This window comes from Pseudomonas sp. LY-1 (assembly GCF_053502595.1).
Genome location: NZ_CP094353.1, coordinates 4,890,236 through 4,912,379, shown reverse-complemented (window position 1 = coordinate 4,912,379; position 22,144 = coordinate 4,890,236). Strand labels below are relative to the sequence as shown.

The window sequence follows — 22,144 nt, the reverse complement described above, 5'->3', positions numbered from 1 at the left end:
GTATTCGTTTAATACAGGGCGATGCGTTATTCTTTGACACCCAATATTTTCACCAACTTATCCGGCGACGGCGCCCCTTGCTGTTGCTGCAACCCGCCCTTGTCATCCAGATAGAAAATCGCCGGCGTCGCCGACAACTCCAGTTCCTCCATCAACTTCATGTTGGCATCGAGCTTGGCTTCAATATTGGCAGGGATTTTGTCCAGCGCCTGCAACTTGCTGCCCTTGCCGGCGGCTTCGTGTGCTTGCAGGGCTTTTTGCGGGTCTTGGCTGGCCAGCAGGGCGGCGGATTTGCCTGGGCTGTCTTCGCGGATGATGCCGACCATGATATGACGCAACTGCACCTTGCCGGCCTTGACCCATGGCCGCGCCTGTTCCCAGAACATGTTGCAGTACGGGCAGTTGGGGTCGCTGAACAGGTAGACCGTGCGCGGCGCGTTGGTGTCGCCGTCCTGGATCCAGCTGCTTTTTTCCATCTTGGCCCAGACTTCCTTGGCCATCGGCGCGTACACCAGTTTTTCCAGGGGCGCGTTGCTCAGGTCATTACCCTGGGCGTCATACAGGGTGCCGGCGAGCACGCTTTTGCCGTCGGCGCTCAGGTACAGCGCCATGCCGCGGTTCTGGTACTGCGCGGCGTAGCCGGTGAGGCCGCTGGGAGCGTCGAACTTGCCGAGGATCTTGGCGCCCTTGGCTTCGATCTGTTTGATCGGTGCCGGCCAGTCTTCGGCCTGGGCCAGGGTGGCGGCCAGCGTGAGTGGCAGCAGGGTCAGCAAGTGGCGGAGGCGAGGCATGTCGGTTTCCTTTCAGTGGCGATGTCGAAGGGTTCCATGGCGCGGGCCAGGCTGGCCTGGGACAGTTCACCGAGGTGGCTGTTGATCAGGCGTCCATCGGCTTGGTAGAACAGCGTGGTCGGCAAGGCCATGGAGCCCACGGCCTGGCCGAGGCGGCCGCTGGCGTCGAACAATACGTTGTCCAGGGTCAGGCCCTGGGTGGCCAGGTAGGTGCTGACGCTTTGCATGCTTTCGGCCTGGTTGACGAACAGGAAGGTCACGTCGGGGCGTTGGCGTTGGGCGCGTTCCAGTACCGGCATTTCCCGGCGGCACGGCGGGCACCAGGTGGCCCACAGGTTGATCACCAGCGGGCCGCCCTGGTAGTCCGCCAGTTGCACCACCTCGCCATTCGCGCTGCGCAGGGTGATGTCCGGCAGGCGCGAGCCTTTGTCATACAGGCTCAGCGACAGGCTGGTCATGCCCCAGAACAGCAGGCCGGTGATCACCCCGGCACTCAATGGTTTGCGTAGGGCCGGGCGGCGCCAGCCGTACAGCAGCGCGCCGAGGATCAGTGCAATGACGCCGGGCCAGGCGAGAAAGCCGCCGTCGCGCAGGTCGACGATCTGCAACGGGTCGTTGCGGTAGTAACTCCAGTACATCAGCACAAAGCTGATGCGGGCTGCCAACATGCCCAGCAGGAACAGGTAGAACAGCACCGACTCCGGGTTTTCCCCGCCACGCTTGGCCACGCGCCATCCCACCAGGGTGGCGAGAATCAGCGCGCTGATCAGCAGGATGTGATTCAGCGCGATGGCGAAGGTGCCGATGGTCAGGGTCAGCATCAGCGGGCGTCCCGCGTCTGGGTCCAGCGTTGCAGGAACGTATCGGCATCGACTTCGCCGGTAATGCGCCGGGCGCGGCGTTCTTCACCGTCCGGGCCGATCCACACAAAGCTCGGTGGCCCCGGCACTTTGTAGCGGCCGAGCAGTGCGCGGCTGGCGGCGTTGTCGGCGGTGACGTCGAGGCGCAGCAGGCGCACGTCTTTCAGGGCGTCCATCACGTGGGGTTTGCCGAACACCTGTTTTTCCATGATTTTGCACGACACGCACCAGTCGGCGTAGTAATCGACCAGTACCCATTGGCCCTGGGCCTTGGCGCTGTCGAGCTGGCTTTGCAGCACGGCCGGGTCGTTGATGGTCATGAACGCCTCGTGGGCACTTGGCGCGCTGGTGGTCCGCGAGCCGCTGTAGACCTTCAGCGGTTGCCACACGTCGTCGCTGCCACCCGCCGCACCGACCAGCAGCAGGCCGCCCCACAACCCGAGCACCACGGAAACGGCGCCGGACAGCATGGCGACCCGCCCGAAATCCTGGGCCAGGCGCCAGCCGCAATAGGCCATGGCCATGGCCAGCGCGCCCCACAGGCCGAGCCACAGGTTTTCCCCGACCACCGGGCGAATCATCAGCACGGCGGTGGCCAGGAACAGGAAGCCGAACACGCCCTTGAGCACATTCATCCAGGTGCCCGGCTTGGGCAGGAAGCGGTTGCCCACGGTCACCAGCAGCAACAGCGGAATGCCGATGCCGATGCCCATGGCGAACAGGATCAGCCCGCCGTGCAGGGCGTTACCGCTCTGGGCGATGTAGAGCAGGGCGCCGGCCAGGGGCGCGGTCATGCAGGGGCCGACCAACAGGCCGGACAGCGCGCCAAGTACCCCGGCGCCGATCAGGCTGCCGCCACGCTGGTTGCGGCTGACGTTGTCCAGACGATCACGCACGGCCACCGGCAGTTGCAGTTCAAAGAAGCCGAACATCGGCAGGGCCAGGATTACAAACAAGGCGGCGAAGCTGCCGAGTATCCACGGGGTTTGCAGCAGCGCCGCCAGGTTGCTGCCGAGCGACGCGGCCAGTACGCCCAGCGCGGCATACACCAGCGCCATGCACACCACGTAGCTGCCGGCCAACGCAAAACCGCGACGCGGGCTGGCGCCGCTGCCGACCACCAGGCCGGCGAGGATCGGCAACATCGGCAACGAACACGGGGCAAACGCCAGCAACAGGCCCAGGCCGAAGAACACCAGCAGGCTCCACCCCAGGCTGCGCTGCTGCAGGCCGCTGGCCAGGCTCTGGTCCTGGGCTTGTGCGGTGGCGGCGACGGCCGGGTTGCCGCCCAGGTCCACGGTCATCGACTGTGGCGGGTAACACAGGCCGGCATCGGCACAGCCCTGCCAGCCCAGCTTGACCTGGCCGGTCGTCCCCGCCGGAATCTTCACTTCGAGGCCTTGGCGGTACACTTGCTGCTCGCCGAAGAACTCATCGCTATGGGCTTCACCCTCGGGCAGCGCGGGTTTTTCGGCGAGGCCGTCGAACTTCATGCGCTGCTGGTACAGGTAATAACCATCGGCTATCTGCCAGAACAGCTGGGTTTCGCCGGACTCCAGGCGTTCGGTGGTCAAGGTGAAGGCCTTGCCCACCGGGAGGAAATCGGGTTTGGTCTCGAACGGGTTACCCGGCACGGCCTGGGCGAATCCCGCGAACAACATCAGCAGTAAGGTAAATAGATGCCGCATGGTCAAGCCTTAGTTCGATGCAAGTGAGGCACACAATGTGTGGCGTTGATTAACCGATGATTAACCGGACGCTATTCTAGAGCGTAGGGATTATCTGATGTTGCGAACTTTGGCGGCATAATGCGCGCTTAATCGTTCTGTCTTCTAATCCCCCCATCTTTCATGAAGGGTTCAGCATGCACGTACTGGTCTGTGAAGACGACGAACTGATCGCCAGCGGCATCGTGGCCGGCCTCGGCGCCCAGGGCTTTACCGTCGAGCGCGTCGCCAGCGCTGCTGCCGCGCGGGCAATGCTCAAGGCTGCCGAATTCGACATCATGGTGCTCGACCTCGGGCTGCCCGACGAAGATGGCCTCAAGTTGCTGCAACAGCAGCGCAGCCAGGGCCTGGAAATTCCGGTGCTGATCCTCACCGCGCGGGATTCGGTGACCAACCGCGTCGACGGCCTGCAGGCCGGCGCCGACGATTACCTGCTCAAGCCCTTCGACCTGCGCGAGCTCGCTGCGCGCCTGCAAACCTTGCTGCGCCGCGTGGCGGGGCGCAGCGTCAACCTGATCGAACACGGCCGCCTCACTTACGACCCGAGCAGCCGCGAAACCCTGCTGGCCGGGCAGCCCGTGGACCTTTCCCGCCGCGAACAAGCGCTGTTGCAGGCGCTGCTGCACAACAAGGGCCGCGTGCTCTCCAGCGAACAGCTCAAAGACAGCGTCTACGGCTTCAACGACGAACTGGAAAGCAACGCCCTCAACGTGCATATCCACCATTTGCGGCGCAAATTGGGCAACGGCATCGTCGAAACAGTACGTGGCCTGGGTTACCGCCTGGGCCCGGCGGATGGTGGAGATAGCACCCCGTGATGAGCCTGCGCCTGCGCCTGACCTTCAAGCTCGGCGCCGCTTTTGTGTTGATCTGGGCGCTGGCGGCTGCCTGGATGCTCAACGATCTGCGTAACCAGATGATGTTCTCCCTCGACCAGCGCCTGGTTGCGTCGGCGCGCATGGTCGCCGGCTTGATGGAGCAGATGCCGGGCCTGGCGAGCAGCGCCGAGGGCAAGCACTTCAGCGCCGAGCAACTGAACGTGCCGGGCGGCATGGCCTGTCAGGTCAGTTCCTTGCGCGGCGAAGTGTTGGCGCGCAGCCACACCACGCCGGACCAGGGCCTGGAATCCCATCGCAGCGGTTTTCGCGACCAGATCATTGACGGCGCGGCGTGGCGCAGCTTCACCCTGGCCCGTGGCGATCTGTTCATTACCACCGCCGACCGCCAGGTGGAGCGCGAGGCGTTGAACCTGTCGATCCTGCTGGCGGCCTCGGTGCCGGTCGGTGTGGCGTTGTTGGGGTGCCTGTGCCTGCTGTGGCTGGGGATCGGGCAAAGCCTGCAGCCGCTCAATCGCATGCGTGACGCCTTGATGCGACGCAGTGCCGATTCCCTCGAACCGTTGCAGATCCACCCGCTGCCCAGCGAGTTGAAACCGCTGCTCGACACTCAGAACCAACTGTTGCAGCGCATCGCCAAGACCATCGAACGCGAACGGCGCCTCACCGGCGACGCCGCCCACGAACTGCGCAGCCCGCTGACCGCGATCAAGACCCACCTGCAAGTGGCGCGCATGACCGAAGGCGCGGCCCGCGATCAGTCCCTGGCCCATGCCGAGGAGGGGGCCGACCGCCTGCATCGCACCCTCGAGCAATTGCTCTTGCTGGCGCGGGTGGAGGGCAGCCTGTCGTTCGATGACGGCTTGCAGTCCAGCGCCGAGCAAGTCGCGCGGTTGGCGATCCAGGACGCCAACGCCGGCGACAACCAGCGCATCGACCTGATCCTGCCGGACAACCTCAGCGACACCCCGGTGGAAATGCCAGTGGGCCTGGCCGTCGCCGCCCTGCGCAACCTGCTGGACAACGCCTTGCGCCACACCCCGGCCGATACCCGGGTGGAGCTGAGTGTGTTGATGGCCGGCGATCAGGTGGTGTTCCGCGTGCGTGACCATGGCCAACAGATCGCCAGCGAAGACCTGCAATACCTGACCCAGCGCTTCTGGCGCAACGGCAACAGCGAGGGTTGTGGCCTGGGCCTGGCGATTGTGCAGGCGATTGTCCAGCGCTGCTCCTGCTCGTTGACGTTCGATAGCCAGCCGGATGGCCTGCGGGTCGATTTGGGTATGCCGCTGCGGCGCTGATCAGCGTTCTTTCGCGTGCCAAATAGTTACCGCCCGCCTGACGTTCAACCCTTCAGGATGGCGGTCATTGTTTTGCGCTTGAACGGGCCGAATGACTCGGCCTGTACCGAAAAGGACGATTCTTATGTTGGTCATCGATACCAGTTTCCCCGCCAAGGACTTCAACGCACGCAACGGCGAGCCCGTGGGGCAAGTGGTCCTGCATTACACCGCCGCGCCGTTTATGTCATCCCTGCAGACCCTGACGCGGCACGGTGTCAGCGCGCACTATCTGCTGCCTGATCCGGCTGAGCCCGGCTACCGCGCCGCCGGTTATGACGAGTTGCGCGTGTTCCGCCTGGTGGATGAGGCGCAGCGCGCCTGGCATGCCGGGGTGAGCCACTGGGGCGGGCGGGACAACCTCAATAGTCGCGCGATCGGCATCGAGATCGTCAACCAGGCGCGCGATGAGGACGGCGTGTTTACCTTTCCTGCGTACCCTCGGGAGCAGGTGGATGTATTGATCGAATTGCTGCGCGACATCCTTGCGCGTTACCCGCACATCGGCCCGAGCGAGATCCTCGGGCATTCGGATGTGGCGTATTGGCGCAAGAGTGATCCGGGGCCACGCTTGCCTTGGCGTTGCCTGTTCGAGGCGGGCGTAGGGGCCTGGTTCGATGAGGCGACGCGGGCGATGTACCAGCGCCGATTTTGTGTCGGGTTACCGCCCGAGGTGGAGGTGGAACGCGCCTTTCAGCGCTACGGGTATAAACCGGCGCAGAATCGCCAGGCGTTCGAGCTGCGGACCCGCGCGTTTCAAATGCACTTTCGGGCCAGGGATTATTGTGAGTGCCTGGATGCCGAGACGTGTGCGATTTTGTATGCGCTGAACGACAAGTACCGGGGGCTTTGACGTCAAGCGTTGCCTCATTTGGCGCTTCATCCATCCGTAACCTGCTCAACGACCCGGAAGACGGGGTGTTGTTGCCTGCGGCGGTGATTGTCGAAGGATCAGGTCGCCGAGATTTTCGGGCGTGCCTTGGCGGCAGCGGTCGCCAGCCTCTAATTTTTCGCCAGCCTGGTACGTTTCTATAGATATCAGCGCTGCGCGTGGTGCGCAGCCAGCCTTTGAACGATGGAGAACAGCAATGACCTCAGCATTTGACCGCGACGACATCCTGTTTCAGGTAGTGGTCAACCATGAAGAACAGTATTCCATCTGGCCCGACTACAAGGCCGTGCCGGAAGGCTGGCGTAACGCAGGCAAGAGCGGCCTGAAGCAAGAGTGCCTGGACTACATCGAAGAGGTCTGGACCGATATGCGTCCGTTGAGCCTGCGCCAGAAGATGGACGGCGCCGCGCTGACCTGAGCCCACCCCACTGAAATCAGCGAATCTCCAATGTGGGGGCAAGGCAGCGCCCACATCGCGCCTGAAGGCTCAGGCGTTCTTCTCTTTCTCCAGCCCGCCCGAAGCGCCGGTCACCACCTGCACACTCAGGCGCGGTGTGGCCAGGTCCAGCCCGGCCTCGTCCAGATGGCGTTTGAGCGACAGGTTGAACGCCCGCGATACTTCCCATTGCTTGATCGGCGCAGTCTTGAAGCGCGCCCGCAGAATCGCGCTGCCCGACTCGAAACTTTCCACGCCCTGAATCTCCAGCGGTGACCAGATATTGCGGCGTTGCAGCGGGTCGTTGCGCATCTGCTGGCCGACGTCGCGCATCAACTTGATCGCATCGTCGATGTCCATGTTGTAGGGGATCGCCACCCGAAAGATCGCGTAGCCGAACTCACGGGAGTAGTTCTTGATGCTCTTGATCTCGCTGAACGGGATGGTATGCACGATGCCGTCGATGTCGCGCAGGCGCACGGTACGGATGGTCAGGCCTTCGACTGTGCCGAGGTGGCCGCCGACGTCCACGTAGTCATCGATGGCCAGGGAGTCTTCGATGATGATGAACAGGCCGGTGATCAAGTCCGCCACCAGCGACTGCGCGCCAAAGCCGATGGCCAGGCCGATCACACCGGCACCGGCCAGCAGCGGCGTGACGTTCATGCCCATGTTGGCCAGGGCGACGATGGCCGCGATGATGAAGATGGTCACGAACAGCACGTTGCGGATCAGCGGCATCATGGTCTGCGCGCGCGCGTTGGCCAGGCCTTTGCGCGAGCGGGTGAGGGCGTGGTGGATCGCGGTGTCGCTGAGAATCCAGATCAGCCAGGCAAACAGCAGCGTGCCGCCGAGGCCGAACAGCTTGACGCTGATTTCATGGCCGTCACCTTCGGTGAAGCGGATCAACGACCAGCCCCAGACCCTTAGCCCCAGCTCGATAAACGTCAGCCACACCACCAGGTGGGCGAGGGTGTAGAGGAAGCTCTTCAGGCGTTCGGAGTACAGCGCATGGCGCTTGTGCCCGCGTTGCGGCTTGAGGGCATGGCGGCGTACCAGGCCGTTGATCACCATGCACAGCACCAGCAACACCGTGCATAGCAATGACTGACGCAAGGCGTTGCTGGTGTCGCCGGCGGAGACGAAGGTGGCGAACAGCGAGATGCAGACCAACAGCAGGGCTGGGATGTACCAGAAGGTGCCGATGATTTCGATCGCATCGCTGAGGGCGCGGCGGGTCAGGCGACGGGACAGCGGCTGGTTGCGGATCAGGTGCGCAATCGGCCGGCGAAAGCGCAGGATAAACACACCGGTGGACAGCGCGGCCATCACATTCGCGACAGTTGCCGCCGTGTGCGCCAGGTGCTGGCCCAACGCAACGACCAGCCTGGGGTCACCCAAGGCTTCGCCAAAGGCGGCAAAACTGCCGATCAACCACAACGGCCGGAACGCCTGGCGCCGCAGGATATACAACGCGCGACGGCGATGCGGGCCGTCCAGCACGGAGAATGCGATCACGCAGATTGCCGAGAAACAGGTGCCGACCACCAGCGCATATGCCAGCACCATCGCCAGGGATTTGCCCAGGGACGAGGGCAGCGCGTAACTCAGGTACACGGTGATCACCAGTGCGATCAGCCACGGCCCCAGTTTGCGTAGGGCGAAGCGCAGCATGTCCCAGGTGCGCGGGTGTTGCGGCAGTTCTTCGGGCAGGCCGAAGCGCTCGCGCACGCGGTGGCTGAGCCAGATCAGCGCGGCGGCCAGCAGGCTCCACACGGCGAGGATCAGGGCAAAACCGAAGATGATCGGCAGCCATTCGCTGGCCGGCAGCATCAAGGCCTTGAGTTCATCCGTGGCCATGTCCACTTCATCGGACCAGCGTCCCAGCGGGCTGTCGACACCGGAGAATTGCTGCTCAAGGCCAGACAGCGTGCTGCCGATCAGCCCGAGCACGCCTTGTTCGGCGGCCGGCTGGGCCTTTTGCGTGGCTTGGCGAAGTTTCTTCAGGTCGCTCAGCAGTTGGGTGCGCTGCTGGTCGTTTTCCAGGGTCTTGATCACCTCGTCCAGCGATTGCCCCAGCGGCAGCTCGGCCTGGGGTTGCGGCTTGCTGGTGCCACCCAGCAGCCCGGGCAAGCCAACGGCCTGGGCCGGAGCGAGCGGGAGCAGGGTGAGCAGGGCGATCAGCAAGCAGCAGGGCAGGGCAAACAGACGGGAAAGCACGAGGCGGTCAACCTTGAAAACGACGAATTGACCGAGTGTACGAGGCCCCTATGCCCAATGCGAGGGCATTTGTTATTCAGCGAGTTTAGCGAGGATCTTGTAAACCACGGTGCCCAGGATCAACAGCATGCCGACCCACATGCCAAACACACCGAGCGGCTTGTCACGAAAATTGAAACCGAGCGCGAGCATGGTCATGCCGATCAGGATAGGGATGAGCATGGTGTGGAAGGAGGACATGGTGATCATGAGGCGATGGCCTTCTCAGAGTGGGAATATTGACAAGTCTAGGTGGGATTGCGGGAAATGCAGGTGATATAGATCAGGTGTACGCGAAGCCAAATGTGGGAGGGGGTGGTGCGACGATTCGACTTGCCCCTCCCACATGGTTAACTGCTTTCAGCCTTTGGCTCAGGGCAGATCACGGCTTGCGTAGAACGCGCCGAGCACTTTCACCAGATGCGCCAGGTCATGGCTGCCGCACAGCTCGCGAATGGAGTGCATGGCGAACGTCGGCAAGCCGATGTCGACGGTGCGCACGCCCAGGTGGCTGGCGGTGATCGGGCCGATGGTCGAGCCGCAGCCCATGTCGCTGCGCACCACAAAACTCTGCACTGGCACTTCCTCGGCCATGCACAGGTGGCGGAAGAAACCGGCGGTTTCGCTGTTGGTGGCATAGCGCTGGTTGCTGTTGACCTTGATCACCGGCCCGGCATTGAGTTTCGGGCCGTGGTTGGCGTCATGCTTGTCGGCATAGTTCGGGTGGATGCCGTGGGCATTGTCGGCCGATACCAGCAGCGATTTCTGAATGGTGCGTACAAACTCGTCACCTTCGGGCAACAGGCGCCGCAGGGTCTGCTCCAGCATCGGGCCGTCGGCACCGCAGGCCGAGCAGGAGCCGACTTCTTCGTGGTCGTTGCACACCAGCACGCAGGTTTCATCGGTCTCGCTGGTGAGCAAGGCTTGCAGGCCGGCGTAGCACGACAGCAGGTTGTCCAGGCGGGCACCGGCGATGAAGTCGCCATTGAGGCCGATCACGGCGGCGCTTTGGGTGTCGTAGAAGCTCAGCTCGTAGTCGAGCACCACGTCGGCGTTCAGCCCGTGCTCGCGGGCCAACTGTTCGGTGAGCACGGCGCGGAAGTCCACGCGCTCGTCACCGGCAAACTGCGCGAGGATCGGTGGCAGTTCGGTCTGGGCATTGATTGCCCAGCCCTGGTTGGCTTCACGGTTCAGGTGGATGGCCAGGTTGGGGATGATGGCAATCGGCAGTTTGAAGTCGATCAGTTGGCTTTCGACCTTGCCGTCGCGGCGGAAGGTCACGCGGCCGGCCAGGGACAGGTCGCGGTCGAACCACGGTGCCAGCAATGCGCCGCCATAGACTTCGACGCCCAACTGCCAGAAGCCCTGGCGTTGCAGCTCGGGCTGGGGCTTGACCCGCAGGCACGGGCTGTCGGTGTGGGCGCCGACCAGGCGGATGCCGCCCTGCAGCGGCGAGTGGCGGCCGAGCTTGAAGGCGATGATCGCGGAGTCGTTGCGGGTCACGTAATAGCGACCGTTGGCCTCGGTGGTCCAGGTGTCGCGCTCGTCGAGACGCTGGTAACCGGCCGCTTCGAGACGCTGGGCCAGGGCAGCCGTGGCATGAAAGGGAGTAGGGGAGGCCTTGAGGAAGTCGATCAGGCCTTGATTCAACGCTTCGCGCATAAATAGCTCCAGACAGCAATGCGCGGAGTTTACCGTTCGATGGCGAGAAGTGCACAGCACAAATGTGGGCGGGGGCTTGCCCCCGATGGCGGAGTGTCAGTCACTGCATTTGTTCACTGACCCACTGCAATCCCCTCCCAGATTTGACGGTGTTTACAGCTTTAGAAGGGGGCCGGGCACTCGAAGCGCAGCCGCTCGCCGCTTTGCGGGTGAGTGAAGCTCAGCATGCTCGCGTGCAGACACAGGCGCGGCCAGGCGGCCAGGGCTTGTTCATGGGCATACAAGCCATCACCGAGCAGCGGGTGGCCGATAGACAACATATGCACGCGCAACTGGTGCGAGCGCCCGGTGATTGGCGTCAGCTCGACGCGGCACCAGTCACCGCAACGTTCCAGCACCTTCCAGAAGGTCAGCGCGTGCTTGCCGAACTCGTGGTCGACCACATGGCGTGGCTTGGTCGGCGGATCGTAGCGCAAGGGCAGGTCGATGCTGCCGCTGTCCAGTTCCGGTTGACCCCAAGCCAGGGCGGTGTAGGCCTTTTCGGTTTCGCGGTCATGAAACTGGCGGGACAGTTCGCGGTGGGTGTCGGCGTCCCGCGCGAGCAGGATGATCCCTGAGGTTTCCCAATCCAGTCGATGGACGATTCTGGCCTCTGGGTAGCCGTTTTCCTGCAGGCGAGTGATCAGGCAGTCCTTGTTGTCGTCGGCGCGGCCAGGCACCGAGAGCAGCAAAGTCGGCTTGTTCACCACCAGGACGGCGTCGTCCTGGTAGAGGATATGGATGTTGGACAACGGCATTAAACAGCCTCGTAACAAACGCCAACGGCGGCTCGACCACCCGACTCCCGCAAAGGGATCAAGGTGACGGAGCCGCCGTGGCGACCGCCCGTTCGATCAACGATCAGGCAGGGTGATATTGAGTTCCAGAATCGAGCAACTGCCGTCGTTTTCCAGGGCGACATGCACGTCGTCGTTGCCGATATTGACGTACTTGCGGATCACCTCGACCAGTTCCTTCTGCAAGGCTGGCAGGTAGTCCGGCGTGCTGCGTTGGCCGCGTTCGTGCGCCACGATGATCTGTAGACGCTCTTTCGCTACCGACGCGGTACTTGGCTTTTTGTTTGCGCGAAAGAAGTCGAGAAATTTCATTATTTAGTTGCCTCCAAAGATACGCTCGAAGAATCCCTTCTTCTGTACATCGAGGAAGCGATGTTCCACGGTTTTGCCCAGCAAGCGATCGACGGCATCGCTGTACGCCTGGCCGGCGTCGCTCTGGTCGTCGAGAATCACCGGTACGCCTTGGTTGGAGGCTTTCAGTACGGCTTGCGATTCTGGAATCACGCCCAGTAGGGTCACGGCCAGGATGTCCTTGACGTCTTCAACGCCGAGCATTTCGCCTTTGCTGACGCGCTCCGGGTTGTAGCGGGTCAGCAGCAGGTGCTCCTTGATCGGCTCCTGGCCGTCTTCGGCGCGCTTGGACTTGCTGGCCAGCAGGCCGAGCATGCGGTCCGAGTCACGTACCGAGGAGACTTCCGGGTTGGTTACCACGATGGCTTCATCGGCGAAGTACATCGCCAGGTGAGCACCGGTTTCGATACCGGCCGGGGAGTCGCACACCACGTATTCGAAGGTTTCCTTCAGTTCAGCGAGGACTTTGCCCACGCCTTCCTTGGTCAACGCTTCTTTGTCGCGGGTCTGGCTGGCGGCCAGTACGTACAGGTTCTCAAGGCGCTTGTCCTTGATCAGGGCCTGTTGCAGGTTGGCTTCGCCGTTGACCACGTTGACGAAGTCATACACCACGCGGCGTTCGCAGCCCATGATCAGGTCGAGGTTACGCAAACCGACGTCGAAGTCGACGATGACTGTCTTGTGGCCGCGCAGAGCGAGGCCGGTACCGATAGCGGCGCTGGTGGTGGTCTTACCCACACCACCCTTGCCGGATGTAACCACGAGAATCTTGGCCAAGGTGTTTCACCCCTAAGGAAAAAGGACTTTCAGTCCCTGAAAAACATCTCTTGGAACTCGCTGCAGGCGGACAGCCTTTGTAGGGAAAAGATGTGGTTTCCGCAGGGAAACGCCAACTTCAAATGAGTCCTACGCAAGTCTTGCCGGTTTCGCTGTGCTATCAGAGTCTAGAGATGCTTGGAAAATGCGGCAGTATCCGTTAAAGACGGATGATGTTCAACACATCACCCGACAGGCTGACTTGTACCGCTGCGCCCCACAGCGGGTCACGGCGCAAGTCTTCTGAAACCTTGTACTGGCCCGCGATCGACACCAGCTCAGCGGTCAATTGCTGGCAAAAAATACGCGCCTTGGTATCACCCTTGATGCCGGCGAGGGCACGCCCGCGCATGGGGCCGTATACATGGATGTTGCCATCGGCCAGAAGTTCCGCGCCCGGGCTGACCGACGCGATCACCACCAGGTCGCCGCCCTGGGCGTAAATCTGCTGCCCGCCGCGCACGGGGGAGGTGATGATCTTGGTCGGTTTGACCGTAGGCTCCGGTGGTTTTTCCGGTTTTTTCTTCACTTCACCGGCCAACGGATCGAGCGGACGCTCGCGGGCACCCGACGGTGGCAGTACTGGCAATTCAATTGCGATGGCTGCGGCAATGTCTTCGATACGGTTGGCACGAATCGCCAGGGTGCGCAGGCCATGGGAGCGGCAAACGCGCATCAGGCCCGGCAGGTCGATCGTGCCTTCGCCGGCTGGCAGTTTGTCCAGGGCCAGCACCAGTGGGGCATTGTTGAAGAAATTCGGCGCCAGGGCGACCTTGGCGGCGAGCTGGCGATCCAGTGCGTCGAGGTCATTGCGGGCCAATTCCAGCACGGTAATGGCGAGCATGCTGCCTTTCAGCTGGAACACGGGATCTTGGTCTAGCGGTTCGGTTTGGCTCATGGTCGGCAAAAGCGGCTTGTCACGAAAAGTGTCGAGACTTATAACGAGAACAACCACTGGCCGCAAGCCGAGTCGAACCGTTGTAGAATGCGCGGCCCATGTCTTTACCGGAATCTGTAATGGATCGCCCGCGTTTTCGAGCTGTATTTTTTCATCCGCGATTTTGGCTGTTATGGCTGGGACTCGGCCTGCTGTGGCTGGTCACTCAATTGCCGTACCGTGCGCTGCTGACCATTGGTCGCCTGCTGGGTGCCGGCATGTACCGCGTGGCCGGCGAACGGCGCCGCATCGCCGCACGCAACCTGGAGCTGTGCTTCCCGGAAAAGTCCGCGCAAGCGCGTAAACACTTGCTCAAGGAAAACTTCGCCTCCACCGGCATCGCCTTCTTTGAAATGGCCATGAGTTGGTGGTGGTCGCGCCAGCGTCTGGCGCGGCTGGCCCACGTCGAAGGCCTGGAGCACCTCAAGCAGGCCCAGTTGGACGGCAAGGGCGTGATCCTCATGGCCCTGCATTTCACCACCCTGGAAATCGGCGCGGCCCTGCTCGGGCAAAAGCACACCATCGACGGCATGTACCGCGAGCACGGCAACCCGCTGTTCGACTTTATCCAGCGCCGTGGCCGCGAGCGCCACAACCTCGACTCCCTGGCCGTGGAGCGTGAAGACGTGCGCGGCATGCTCAAGCTGCTGCGCGCCGGCCGGGCCATCTGGTACGCACCGGACCAGGACTACGGCGCCAAGCAAAGTATCTTCGTGCCGCTGTTCGGCATCCAGGCCGCCACCGTGCCCGCCACCAGCAAGTTCGCCCGCCTGGGCAAGGCGCTGGTGGTGCCGTTTACCCAGGAACGCCTGGCCGACGGCAGCGGTTACCGCCTGGTGATCCACCCACCGTTGACGGATTTTCCCGGCGAGAGCGATGAGATCGATTGCCTGCGGATCAACCAGTGGGTCGAAACCTCGGTGCGCGAATGCCCCGAGCAATACCTGTGGACCCATCGCCGCTTCAAGAGCCGGCCGCCGGGCGAGCCCAAACTGTACGAAAAACGCCGTCGATAAGACCTGCTTTTCCCCCCATGGAGTAATGCGATGCGCCAAGCTGAACCGGTCACAGGCTTGATTCTTTCCGGCGGCGGGGCGCGAGCGGCGTATCAGGTGGGGGTACTGGCGGCGATTGCCGAGTTGCTGCCGCCGGGCGCGGCCAATCCGTTTCCGGTGATCGTCGGTACGTCGGCCGGCGCGATCAACGCGGTGAGCCTGGCCAGCGGCGCCATGGACTTCACTGCGGCGATCGAGCGTCTGACGGCGTTCTGGCAGGGGTTTCGCAGCCATCTGGTGCTGCGCAGCGACTGGCCGGGGGTGATTCACCAGGCCGGTCGCTTCTGTTTCCACAGCCTGCTCGGCCTGGGCGCCCAGGTGCCGGTGGCGCTGCTCAACAGCTCGCCGCTGCGCGATTTGTTGCACGACAAACTGCACCTGGACGGCATTGACGAAGCCATCCGCGACAAACACCTGAAGGCGGTAGCGGTCACGGCCTTCGGTTACGAATCCGGGCAAGCGGTGACGTTCTACCAGGGCGGCGGCACCATCGATGCCTGGTTGCGCCATCGGCGTATCGGTGTGCCCACCCAACTCACGGTTGAACACCTGTTGGCCAGTTCGGCGATTCCCTTGCTGTTTGCCCCGGTCAAACTCAAGCATGAGTATTTCGGCGATGGCGCCGTGCGGCAATCGGCGCCTATCAGCCCGGCCTTGCACCTGGGCGCCAACCGCGTGCTGGTGGTGGGCGTCAGCGGCAACCCGCGCGGCGTCGAGCATGAACACTCGTTGCAGCGTGCCTACACTGGCCAGCAGCCGACCCTGGCGCAGATCGGTGGGCACATGCTCAACAGCACGTTCATTGACAGCCTGGAAAGTGATATCGAATTGCTGGAGCGCTTGAACCAGTTCAGCCATTTCCAACCGATCGACAGCGCGGCCCAGGGCCTGGCGCCGGTGGACGTGCTGGTGATTGCGCCGAGTCAGCCGATCGATGAAATTGCGGCGCGGCATCGGCAGGAATTGCCGGCGGCGTTGCGTCTGTTCCTGCGGGGGCCGGGTGCGACCAAGACCAGCGGGGCGGGGGTGCTCAGTTATTTGCTGTTCGAGGCGGGGTATTGCAGCGAATTGATCGAGTTGGGGCGCAGTGATGCCCTGGCCAAGCGCGAGGAAATAACGCGGTTCCTGGGCCTGTTGCCGATCTGAAGGTGGGAGGAGGCAAGCCCCCTCCCACATGACTCGGCGGTGTTCAATCAGAAGTGGTACTTGACCAGGAAGCTCGCCGTATCCTGAGTGGTCTTGAACGCGCCGGAATCTTCGATCCCGTATTTGTTCTTCCAGTAGTCGTATTCAAAACCGACATACAGTTGTTTCTCGCCCCAGTTCATCGCCTTGCCCAGGTCATATTTGACCTGCGGGTTGAAGTGCAGGTTGGCGTGATAAGTGCCACGGGCGTTCTTGTCGTTGTCCACCACCCAATCCATATAGCCGTCGATGAGGATGTTGGAGTTGCCCACCGGGAGGGTGTACGACCACACCGGGGTGATCTGCCATACGCCGTCGCCTGCGCGATTGCCTTCGGTCTGGCGCTGATAGAAGTTCAACTGGAAGTAGTCGAAACCGGGGATGTTCAGGTCGAAGCCCGGGCCTACCAGGTACGATTCGTTATCGCCTTCGCCGAACTCATAAGTGAACGCCAGCAATACATCTTTGATCGGGCCGAAGGACAAGTCTTTGTCGAAAATCTTGCCGAACGACAGGCGTGGAGTGAACTCGCCGTAGTAAGTACTGGGGCCGACGTTGCCGTCTTCCTTACCGTTGTAAAAGATGCGGTCGAGGAAGAAGAAGTTGTCGCCGTACTTCCACGCATCGGCGTGTTCAAACGTGACGGTCTGTTGGATCTGCGGGTTGACGGTAAAGTTTTTGCCCCACAGGTACGTCAGGCTGTTGTTCTGCCACTGCAACAGGTCACCGGCCACAGCTTGGCCACCAGCCAGCAGGGTTCCTGCCAGCATCAGGCCTTTGAACATAGGTTTCATTCGGTTGCTCCCGAGTTAAAGTTTTATGGTTTTTCTTCTATGTCGGCGCTCTGGTGTGGCGCCTTTTGGTTCGCTGAAAAAATCGTCTGTTCGGTCAGCTTTGATGCTTTAGCAAGAGCTGCGCCAAGGTGCTAAAAAACCCAAAAAAATGTCGTCGACGGCAACGGATGCAGTCGAGCTCAGGGGACTTTTGCGCACTTGGGCCGCAGACCGCAGGCCGGGATAAGTTGGCCTTATAGTCAGCTTTTATATTCGCTGTTTTTTTTTGAGTCGATTCGAGCGGGCGCGGAGAATACTGGCTCCAAAGCCTTGGCTCAAGTGCGCTGTTAGAGCGCGTGCGGGGCGAGAATGGGGCACGGCGTGTGGCTGTTCCCCGTTGGATGGCATGCATGTTGGGGTTCCTGTTCTTTATTGTTTTTCTGGAACGAAGGAATCAATGCGTGTGGACGACGGCGGGTGGTTCAAAGCCGCGAGGATGTGGAACAGTACATTCAGCGACAACGCAGGCCGGATATGGGAGGGAGCAAGCCCCCGCCCACAGGTTAGTCCTGCGCTAATCCGTTAATTCGTGCGCGCCCCCTGATTGATCCAGGTGCCGATCAGATCGCGTTCCTGCTGGGTCATCTGGGTGATGTTGCCCAGTGGCATGATCTGGCTCGCCACGGCCTGCGCCTGAATACGCGCAGCCTGTTGCTGGATCTGCGTCGGTGTGTCGAACATCACGCCCGCCGGTGCAGTGCTGAACAGCGGGCTGCTGGGCCTGGCCGAATGGCAGACGGCGCAGCGTGCCTGGATCACACCATGCACCTTGTCGAAATCAATCGTCGCCTGGGCGGGCGCGGCTGCAGCAGCGGGGGCGGCGGGCGCAGCGGGTTTCACGCCACCGCCCAGCGCGGTTTCCGGTAACGGTTGGTACTCGATGGCTGCCGGTGTCTTGGCCACGTCCGTGACCGGCTTGGGCCCGGTGACATACGCCAGGCAAATCATCGCCAACGCGCCCACCGGCAAGGTCCAGGCATATTTCTGGCTGTTATGCCGGGTGTTGAAGTAATGCCGCACCAACACCGCCGCCACGGCAATCCCCGCCAGGATCAGCCAGTTGTACTGGCTGCCGTAAGTGCTCGGGAAGTGGTTGCTGATCATGATGAACAGCACCGGCAAGGTGAAGTAGTTGTTGTGTCGTGAGCGCAGCAAGCCCTTGGCCGGCAGGGTCGGGTCCGGCGTGCGGTTCTGCGCGATTGCCGCCACCAGCGCGCGTTGCGCCGGCATGATGATGCGGAACACGTTGCCGACCATGATGGTGCCGATGATCGCCCCCACATGCAGGTACGCGCCCCGGCCGCTGAACACTTTGCTGAAGCCATACGCCGCCGCGATCAATAGCACGAACAAGGTCAGGCCGAGCAGCGCAGGGCGTTTGCCCAGGGCTGAGTCGCAGAGAAAGGAGTAGATGAACCAGCCGGCGAGCAGTGAGCCGATGCCCAACAACACGCCTTCGGTGCCGCTCAGGCTGCTGCCAGGGGCGAGCAGGTACAGCGTAGGGTTGAGGTAGAACACCATGCACAGCAGCGCGACGCCCGACATCCAGGTGAAATAGGCTTCCCATTTGAACCAGTGCAGGTTGTCCGGCATGGTCGGCGGAGCCAGTTTGTATTTTTCCAGGTGGTAGATACCGCCACCGTGGATCGCCCACAAGTCACCGGACAGGCCGTCCTTGGGGTTGACGCGGTTGAGGTTGTTTTCCAGCCAGACGAAGTAAAACGACGCGCCGATCCAGGCGACGCCAGTGATCATGTGAACCCAGCGCACGCTAAGGTTCAGCCATTCCAACAAATGTGCTTCCACAGTCTTTACCTCTCGCTTGTCGCCCTTGTTGTCGGGTGATCAGGCCTTCTCTTATTGGTGGGGGGCGAGGATCAACCGCTCATCCTCTTTGAAAAAATGCTCATCGCAGTTATTGCCGGTGCCACTGCGATCAACCACCAGGAAGTCATCCCGCTTTTCGATCGTCAGCACCGGGTGGTGCCAGACGCCGCGATGGTAATTAATGCCCTGCCTGCCGTTGGTGACGAAGGCGCGGACCAAGCCTGATACCGGTGCATCGCCAAGTGGCGCGACCACGATCAGAAAGGGGTTGCCGAGCAGCGGTATGAACGCCTGGCTGCCCAGCGGGTGTCTCTCCAGCATGCACACGGTCAGTGGCATTTGCAGCGCGTCGGCGCGGAATATGCTGATGATGGCGTGGTCTTCCGGCGTTGCGGTTTCGACCGTCGCCAGTTTGTGGAAGCGCATGGTCGAACCGTTGTTGATCATGAAGTGATCGCTGCCGTCGGTTTCGATAACGTCTCCGAAGGGGGCGAAGGCTTCTTTGGTCAGGGGTTCGATCATCAGTGTGCGCATGGCTGTCTTCTTAAGTTTTTGAATGTGATGGTGTCTGATCTACCGCTATCGCGGGCAAGCCCGGCTCGCACATTTGTCCGCGTACCCCTGTGGGAGCCGGGCTTGCCCGCGATTGGGCTCACGCCGATTTAGCGACCTTGCCCAATACTCGCAGGCGACTCACACCACCATCCGGGAACACGTTCAGGCGGATGTGGGTGATCGGGCCCAGCGCCTTGATCTGCTCGGCGAAGGTGTGTTCGGCGTGCATTTCCAGCTTCTGCGCCGGCAGCAGTTCGCGCCAGAACAGCGACTGGGTTTCGATCTGGCTGTCGGTGCCGCCTTTCACGAATGCGGCCTGGATCGAGCAGGTGTCCGGGTAGTTGCCCTTGAAGTGCAGGGTGTCGACGATGACTTTCTCGATCTCGCCCGCATGCCCCAGCGCGACGATCACCCAGTCATTGCCTGGCGTGCGACGGCGAGCGGTTTCCCAGCCATCGCCCATGTTGACGCCACGGCCCGGATTGAGAAGGTTGCCCATGCGGCCGAAGTGTTCGTCGGAGCAGGCCAGGGCGCGGCCGCCGTTCAGCGCGGCAGCCAGGTCGACCTGTTCGTTGTCGCCCACCGCCGACCAGTCGCGGAACGGCACACCGTACACACGCAGACGGGCCACGCCGCCATCCGGGTAGATGTTGAAGCGCAGGTGGCTGAATGCCTGGTCGTGGTTGATTGCGTGGTAGTGGTGGCTGTTGCCTTGCAGCTCGACGGCCGACAGCACTTCCACCCACTCGGTGCTGTCGTCCGGCTCGCCCGAGGCGAGGAAGCAGGCTTCCAGGGAGGCCGACGGCGGGAAGTTACCGGTGAAGAATGAAGTGTCGATGTCCACGCCCTTGATCGAGCCGGCGGCGCCCAGGCGGATCACTGCGCTGTCGTAGCCTTCGAAGCGTTTGCGGCGTGACTCCCAGCCGTCCATCCACTTGCCGTTATCATCGAAAACGCCCTCCTTCCACACGGCCGGGGTCGGCTGGAACAGGCGGTTGGCGTCGGCGAACCAGTCATCGGTCACCGAGATGATCTTGGTGCCGAGGCGGGCGTCGGCGAGGTTGACGAACTTCTCGAACGGTAAGGGTTGCGCTTTCATTCTTCTTGTCTGCCTTGGATAGAGTGGCTGGGGATGGTCGTTTAGAGGGTCAGTAAGCGGAACAGCGCGATCTTGTTGATCTCGTCCAGCGCGCACTTGAACTCGGTGTCTACCGGGTTATGGATGCGCGATTCGAACGCGTTGATGATCTGATGCCGGTTGCTGCCTTTTACCGCCATGATGAAGGGAAACTTGAACTTGGCTTTGTAGGCCTCGTTCAGCTCGGTGAAGCGTGAGAACTCTTCGGCCGTGCATTGGTGAATACCGGCGCCGGCTTGTTCCTGGGTGCTGGCTTCGGTCAGTTGGCCCTGGATGGCCGCACGGCCGGCCAGGTCCGGGTGAGCGTTGATCAGCGCCAGTTGCCGGGTGTGATCGGCGCTCAAGAGGATGTCGCTCATGCGTTGGTGCAGGGTTTCGACCGCGTCGAGTGAGGCGTCCTGGCCCAGGTCGAAAGCCTTTTCAGCCACCCACGGCGAATGTTCGTAGATGTCGGCAAAGGCGCTGATGAATGCATCGCGGCTCAGGCTCGACGGTTTCAAGGTCTGGAACGCGGTCATTGCGCCGCTCCCTTGTAAGGGTGCGTGGCGTGCCAGTGACGGGCAATGTCGACACGGCGGGTGAACCACACCTGTTCATGGCCCTTGGCGTATTCGATAAAGCGCTTCAACGACGCAAGGCGCGCCGGGCGGCCGATCAGGCGGCAGTGCAGGCCGATGGAAAGCATCTTCGGCGCGTCGGCTCCTTCGGCGTAGAGCACGTCGAACGCGTCTTTGAGGTACTCGAAAAAGTCATCGCCCTTGTTGAAGCCCTGCACCTGGGTGAAACGCATGTCGTTGGTGTCCAGGGTGTAAGGGATCACCAGGTGCGGCTTGCCGGTGGGGGTGTTGGGTTCCCAGTAGGGCAGGTCGTCGTCATAGGTGTCGCAGTCATAGAGGAAGCCGCCTTCCTCCATCACCAGGCGCCGCGTGTTCGGGCCGGTGCGGCCGGTGTACCAGCCCAGCGGGCGTTCGCCGGTCAGCTCGGTGAGGATGCGGATGGCTTCGAGCATATGCTCGCGTTCCTGGGCCTCGTCCATGTACTGGTAGTCGATCCAGCGATAGCCGTGGCTGCAGATCTCATGGCCGGCGGCGACCATTGCACGGATCACCTCCGGATGGCGCTGGGCGGCCATGGCCACGGCGAAGACGGTCAACGGGATATCGAATGCTTTAAACAATTTGAGGACGCGCCACACGCCGGCACGGCTGCCGTATTCGTACAGCGACTCCATGCTCATGTTGCGCTCGCCCTGCAGCGGCTGGGCCGAGACCATTTCCGAAAGGAAGGCTTCGGACTCTTTGTCACCGTGCAAAATATTGCGCTCGCCGCCTTCTTCGTAGTTGAGTACAAAAGACAACGCGATGCGTGCCTTGCCCGGCCAGTGGGGGTGAGGAGGGTTACTGCCGTAACCGATCAGGTCGCGTGGGTAGTCAGCGCTCACTGCAGTCTTCCTTCTTGTGCGTGGTAGCGGTGTGTGTGGCGGCCGGGCAGTGGAAAGACTGAGTGGCGTCACAGTGATGAGTGATTGTATACAACTTATTGCCCGCTTTGTAAGCCTGGATTTCTGCCTTTTTTCTGCCACGCTCACCTTCAAGGGTGTAGCAAGAAACTTGCCTGACTGGTCAGCTAATGGACAAAAGGTTGTTTAAAAGCAAGGATTACTCGTGAATCGGCCGGTCGAGCAAGGTCGACTGGAGGATCGTAGGGTTTGTGGTTTTTATTGTGTACAATTTTTTTAAAAAGTGTCTTAATCAGCCGGCGCCGGCTTTTTCGCTGCACAAAAAAAGTGCGGCATTCACTTCTACTGA

The 22,144-nt window shown here is 61.8% G+C and carries 22 protein-coding genes; 6 read left to right on the top strand and 16 right to left on the bottom strand.

Going from position 1 to position 22,144, the window contains the following annotated elements:
* Positions 1-26: 26 nt before the first annotated feature.
* From dsbG to dsbD, 3 genes are read right to left on the bottom strand one after another with little or no spacing between them, the layout of a single operon-like run.
* Positions 27-791, bottom strand: coding sequence for a thiol:disulfide interchange protein DsbG (gene dsbG / locus MOQ67_RS22455; RefSeq protein WP_198718008.1), 765 nt, complete (start codon positions 789-791; stop codon positions 27-29).
* Positions 767-1,612, bottom strand: coding sequence for a TlpA disulfide reductase family protein (locus MOQ67_RS22450; RefSeq protein WP_198718007.1), 846 nt, complete (start codon positions 1,610-1,612; stop codon positions 767-769). Before MOQ67_RS22450 ends, dsbG begins: the two co-directional genes overlap by 25 nt.
* Positions 1,612-3,339 carry a protein-disulfide reductase DsbD gene (dsbD, locus tag MOQ67_RS22445; RefSeq protein ID WP_198718006.1) on the bottom strand — a complete coding sequence of 576 codons (1,728 nt, stop codon included), beginning with the start codon at positions 3,337-3,339 and terminating at the stop codon, positions 1,612-1,614. Before dsbD ends, MOQ67_RS22450 begins: the two co-directional genes overlap by 1 nt.
* 176 nt (positions 3,340-3,515) lie before the next feature.
* On the opposite strand from dsbD, the gene MOQ67_RS22440 reads away from it, so the two are divergent.
* The 4 genes from MOQ67_RS22440 to MOQ67_RS22425 all read left to right on the top strand — a co-directional run bounded on the left by MOQ67_RS22440 (position 3,516) and on the right by MOQ67_RS22425 (position 6,864).
* Entirely contained in the window at positions 3,516-4,196 is a 681-nt protein-coding gene (locus tag MOQ67_RS22440; protein WP_198718005.1) for a response regulator, read from the top strand.
* On the top strand, positions 4,196-5,515 hold the full coding sequence (locus tag MOQ67_RS22435) for an ATP-binding protein (protein WP_198718015.1): 1,320 nt from the start codon (positions 4,196-4,198) through the stop codon (positions 5,513-5,515). Before MOQ67_RS22440 ends, MOQ67_RS22435 begins: the two co-directional genes overlap by 1 nt.
* 124 nt (positions 5,516-5,639) lie before the next feature.
* A complete protein-coding gene (locus MOQ67_RS22430) occupies positions 5,640-6,407 on the top strand; it encodes an N-acetylmuramoyl-L-alanine amidase (protein ID WP_198731706.1) in 768 nt (255 codons plus the stop codon).
* Positions 6,408-6,642: 235 nt separating this feature from the next.
* The gene (locus MOQ67_RS22425) at positions 6,643-6,864 is read left to right on the top strand and encodes an MbtH family protein (RefSeq protein ID WP_198717259.1); all 222 of its coding nucleotides are present in this window, start codon (positions 6,643-6,645) and stop codon (positions 6,862-6,864) included.
* A gap of 69 nt (positions 6,865-6,933) precedes the next feature.
* Here the strand turns inward: MOQ67_RS22425 and MOQ67_RS22420 are convergent, their stop codons facing one another.
* The 7 genes from MOQ67_RS22420 to minC all read right to left on the bottom strand — a co-directional run bounded on the left by MOQ67_RS22420 (position 6,934) and on the right by minC (position 13,704).
* Positions 6,934-9,102 carry a mechanosensitive ion channel family protein gene (locus tag MOQ67_RS22420; RefSeq protein WP_198717260.1) on the bottom strand — a complete coding sequence of 723 codons (2,169 nt, stop codon included), beginning with the start codon at positions 9,100-9,102 and terminating at the stop codon, positions 6,934-6,936.
* A gap of 72 nt (positions 9,103-9,174) precedes the next feature.
* Positions 9,175-9,351 carry a hypothetical protein gene (locus MOQ67_RS22415; protein WP_198717261.1) on the bottom strand — a complete coding sequence of 59 codons (177 nt, stop codon included), beginning with the start codon at positions 9,349-9,351 and terminating at the stop codon, positions 9,175-9,177.
* Positions 9,352-9,513: 162 nt separating this feature from the next.
* Positions 9,514-10,803 carry a M18 family aminopeptidase gene (locus tag MOQ67_RS22410; protein ID WP_198717262.1) on the bottom strand — a complete coding sequence of 430 codons (1,290 nt, stop codon included), beginning with the start codon at positions 10,801-10,803 and terminating at the stop codon, positions 9,514-9,516.
* A gap of 161 nt (positions 10,804-10,964) precedes the next feature.
* Positions 10,965-11,600, bottom strand: coding sequence for an RluA family pseudouridine synthase (locus MOQ67_RS22405; protein ID WP_010208822.1), 636 nt, complete (start codon positions 11,598-11,600; stop codon positions 10,965-10,967).
* A 96-nt stretch (positions 11,601-11,696) separates the two neighbouring features.
* On the bottom strand, positions 11,697-11,951 hold the full coding sequence (gene minE, locus MOQ67_RS22400; RefSeq protein WP_003175252.1) for a cell division topological specificity factor MinE: 255 nt from the start codon (positions 11,949-11,951) through the stop codon (positions 11,697-11,699).
* A 3-nt stretch (positions 11,952-11,954) separates the two neighbouring features.
* Positions 11,955-12,767: a septum site-determining protein MinD gene (minD, locus tag MOQ67_RS22395; protein ID WP_048721002.1), complete on the bottom strand. Its 813-nt coding sequence runs from the start codon at positions 12,765-12,767 to the stop codon at positions 11,955-11,957.
* A gap of 199 nt (positions 12,768-12,966) precedes the next feature.
* Positions 12,967-13,704 (bottom strand): septum site-determining protein MinC, encoded by a 738-nt coding sequence (gene minC, locus MOQ67_RS22390; protein WP_198717263.1) that lies wholly within the window; start codon positions 13,702-13,704, stop codon positions 12,967-12,969.
* Positions 13,705-13,823: 119 nt separating this feature from the next.
* Here minC and MOQ67_RS22385 point away from each other — a divergent pair, with 119 nt between their 5' ends.
* Complete coding sequence (locus MOQ67_RS22385) at positions 13,824-14,759, top strand: lipid A biosynthesis lauroyl acyltransferase (RefSeq protein ID WP_198717264.1); 936 nt, start codon at positions 13,824-13,826, stop codon at positions 14,757-14,759.
* 30 nt (positions 14,760-14,789) lie between these two features.
* Positions 14,790-15,944: a patatin-like phospholipase family protein gene (locus tag MOQ67_RS22380; protein WP_198717265.1), complete on the top strand. Its 1,155-nt coding sequence runs from the start codon at positions 14,790-14,792 to the stop codon at positions 15,942-15,944.
* A gap of 47 nt (positions 15,945-15,991) precedes the next feature.
* Here MOQ67_RS22380 and MOQ67_RS22375 read toward each other — a convergent pair whose 3' ends face one another.
* From MOQ67_RS22375 to puuE, 6 genes are all read right to left on the bottom strand, one after another.
* Positions 15,992-16,777, bottom strand: a complete 786-nt coding sequence (locus MOQ67_RS22375) for an outer membrane protein OmpK (protein ID WP_198717266.1) — start codon at positions 16,775-16,777, stop codon at positions 15,992-15,994.
* Between the two features lie 561 nt (positions 16,778-17,338).
* On the bottom strand, positions 17,339-18,622 hold the full coding sequence (locus tag MOQ67_RS22370; RefSeq protein WP_198717267.1) for a urate hydroxylase PuuD: 1,284 nt from the start codon (positions 18,620-18,622) through the stop codon (positions 17,339-17,341).
* Positions 18,623-18,673: 51 nt separating this feature from the next.
* On the bottom strand, positions 18,674-19,177 hold the full coding sequence (locus MOQ67_RS22365; RefSeq protein WP_198717268.1) for an ureidoglycolate lyase: 504 nt from the start codon (positions 19,175-19,177) through the stop codon (positions 18,674-18,676).
* Between the two features lie 118 nt (positions 19,178-19,295).
* Positions 19,296-20,297: an allantoicase gene (alc, locus tag MOQ67_RS22360; RefSeq protein ID WP_198717269.1), complete on the bottom strand. Its 1,002-nt coding sequence runs from the start codon at positions 20,295-20,297 to the stop codon at positions 19,296-19,298.
* A 41-nt stretch (positions 20,298-20,338) separates the two neighbouring features.
* Positions 20,339-20,854 (bottom strand): 2-oxo-4-hydroxy-4-carboxy-5-ureidoimidazoline decarboxylase, encoded by a 516-nt coding sequence (gene uraD, locus MOQ67_RS22355; protein ID WP_198717270.1) that lies wholly within the window; start codon positions 20,852-20,854, stop codon positions 20,339-20,341.
* Complete coding sequence (gene puuE, locus MOQ67_RS22350) at positions 20,851-21,777, bottom strand: allantoinase PuuE (RefSeq protein WP_198717271.1); 927 nt, start codon at positions 21,775-21,777, stop codon at positions 20,851-20,853. The genes uraD and puuE overlap by 4 nt, the downstream gene beginning before the upstream one ends.
* Positions 21,778-22,144: the final 367 nt, after the last annotated feature.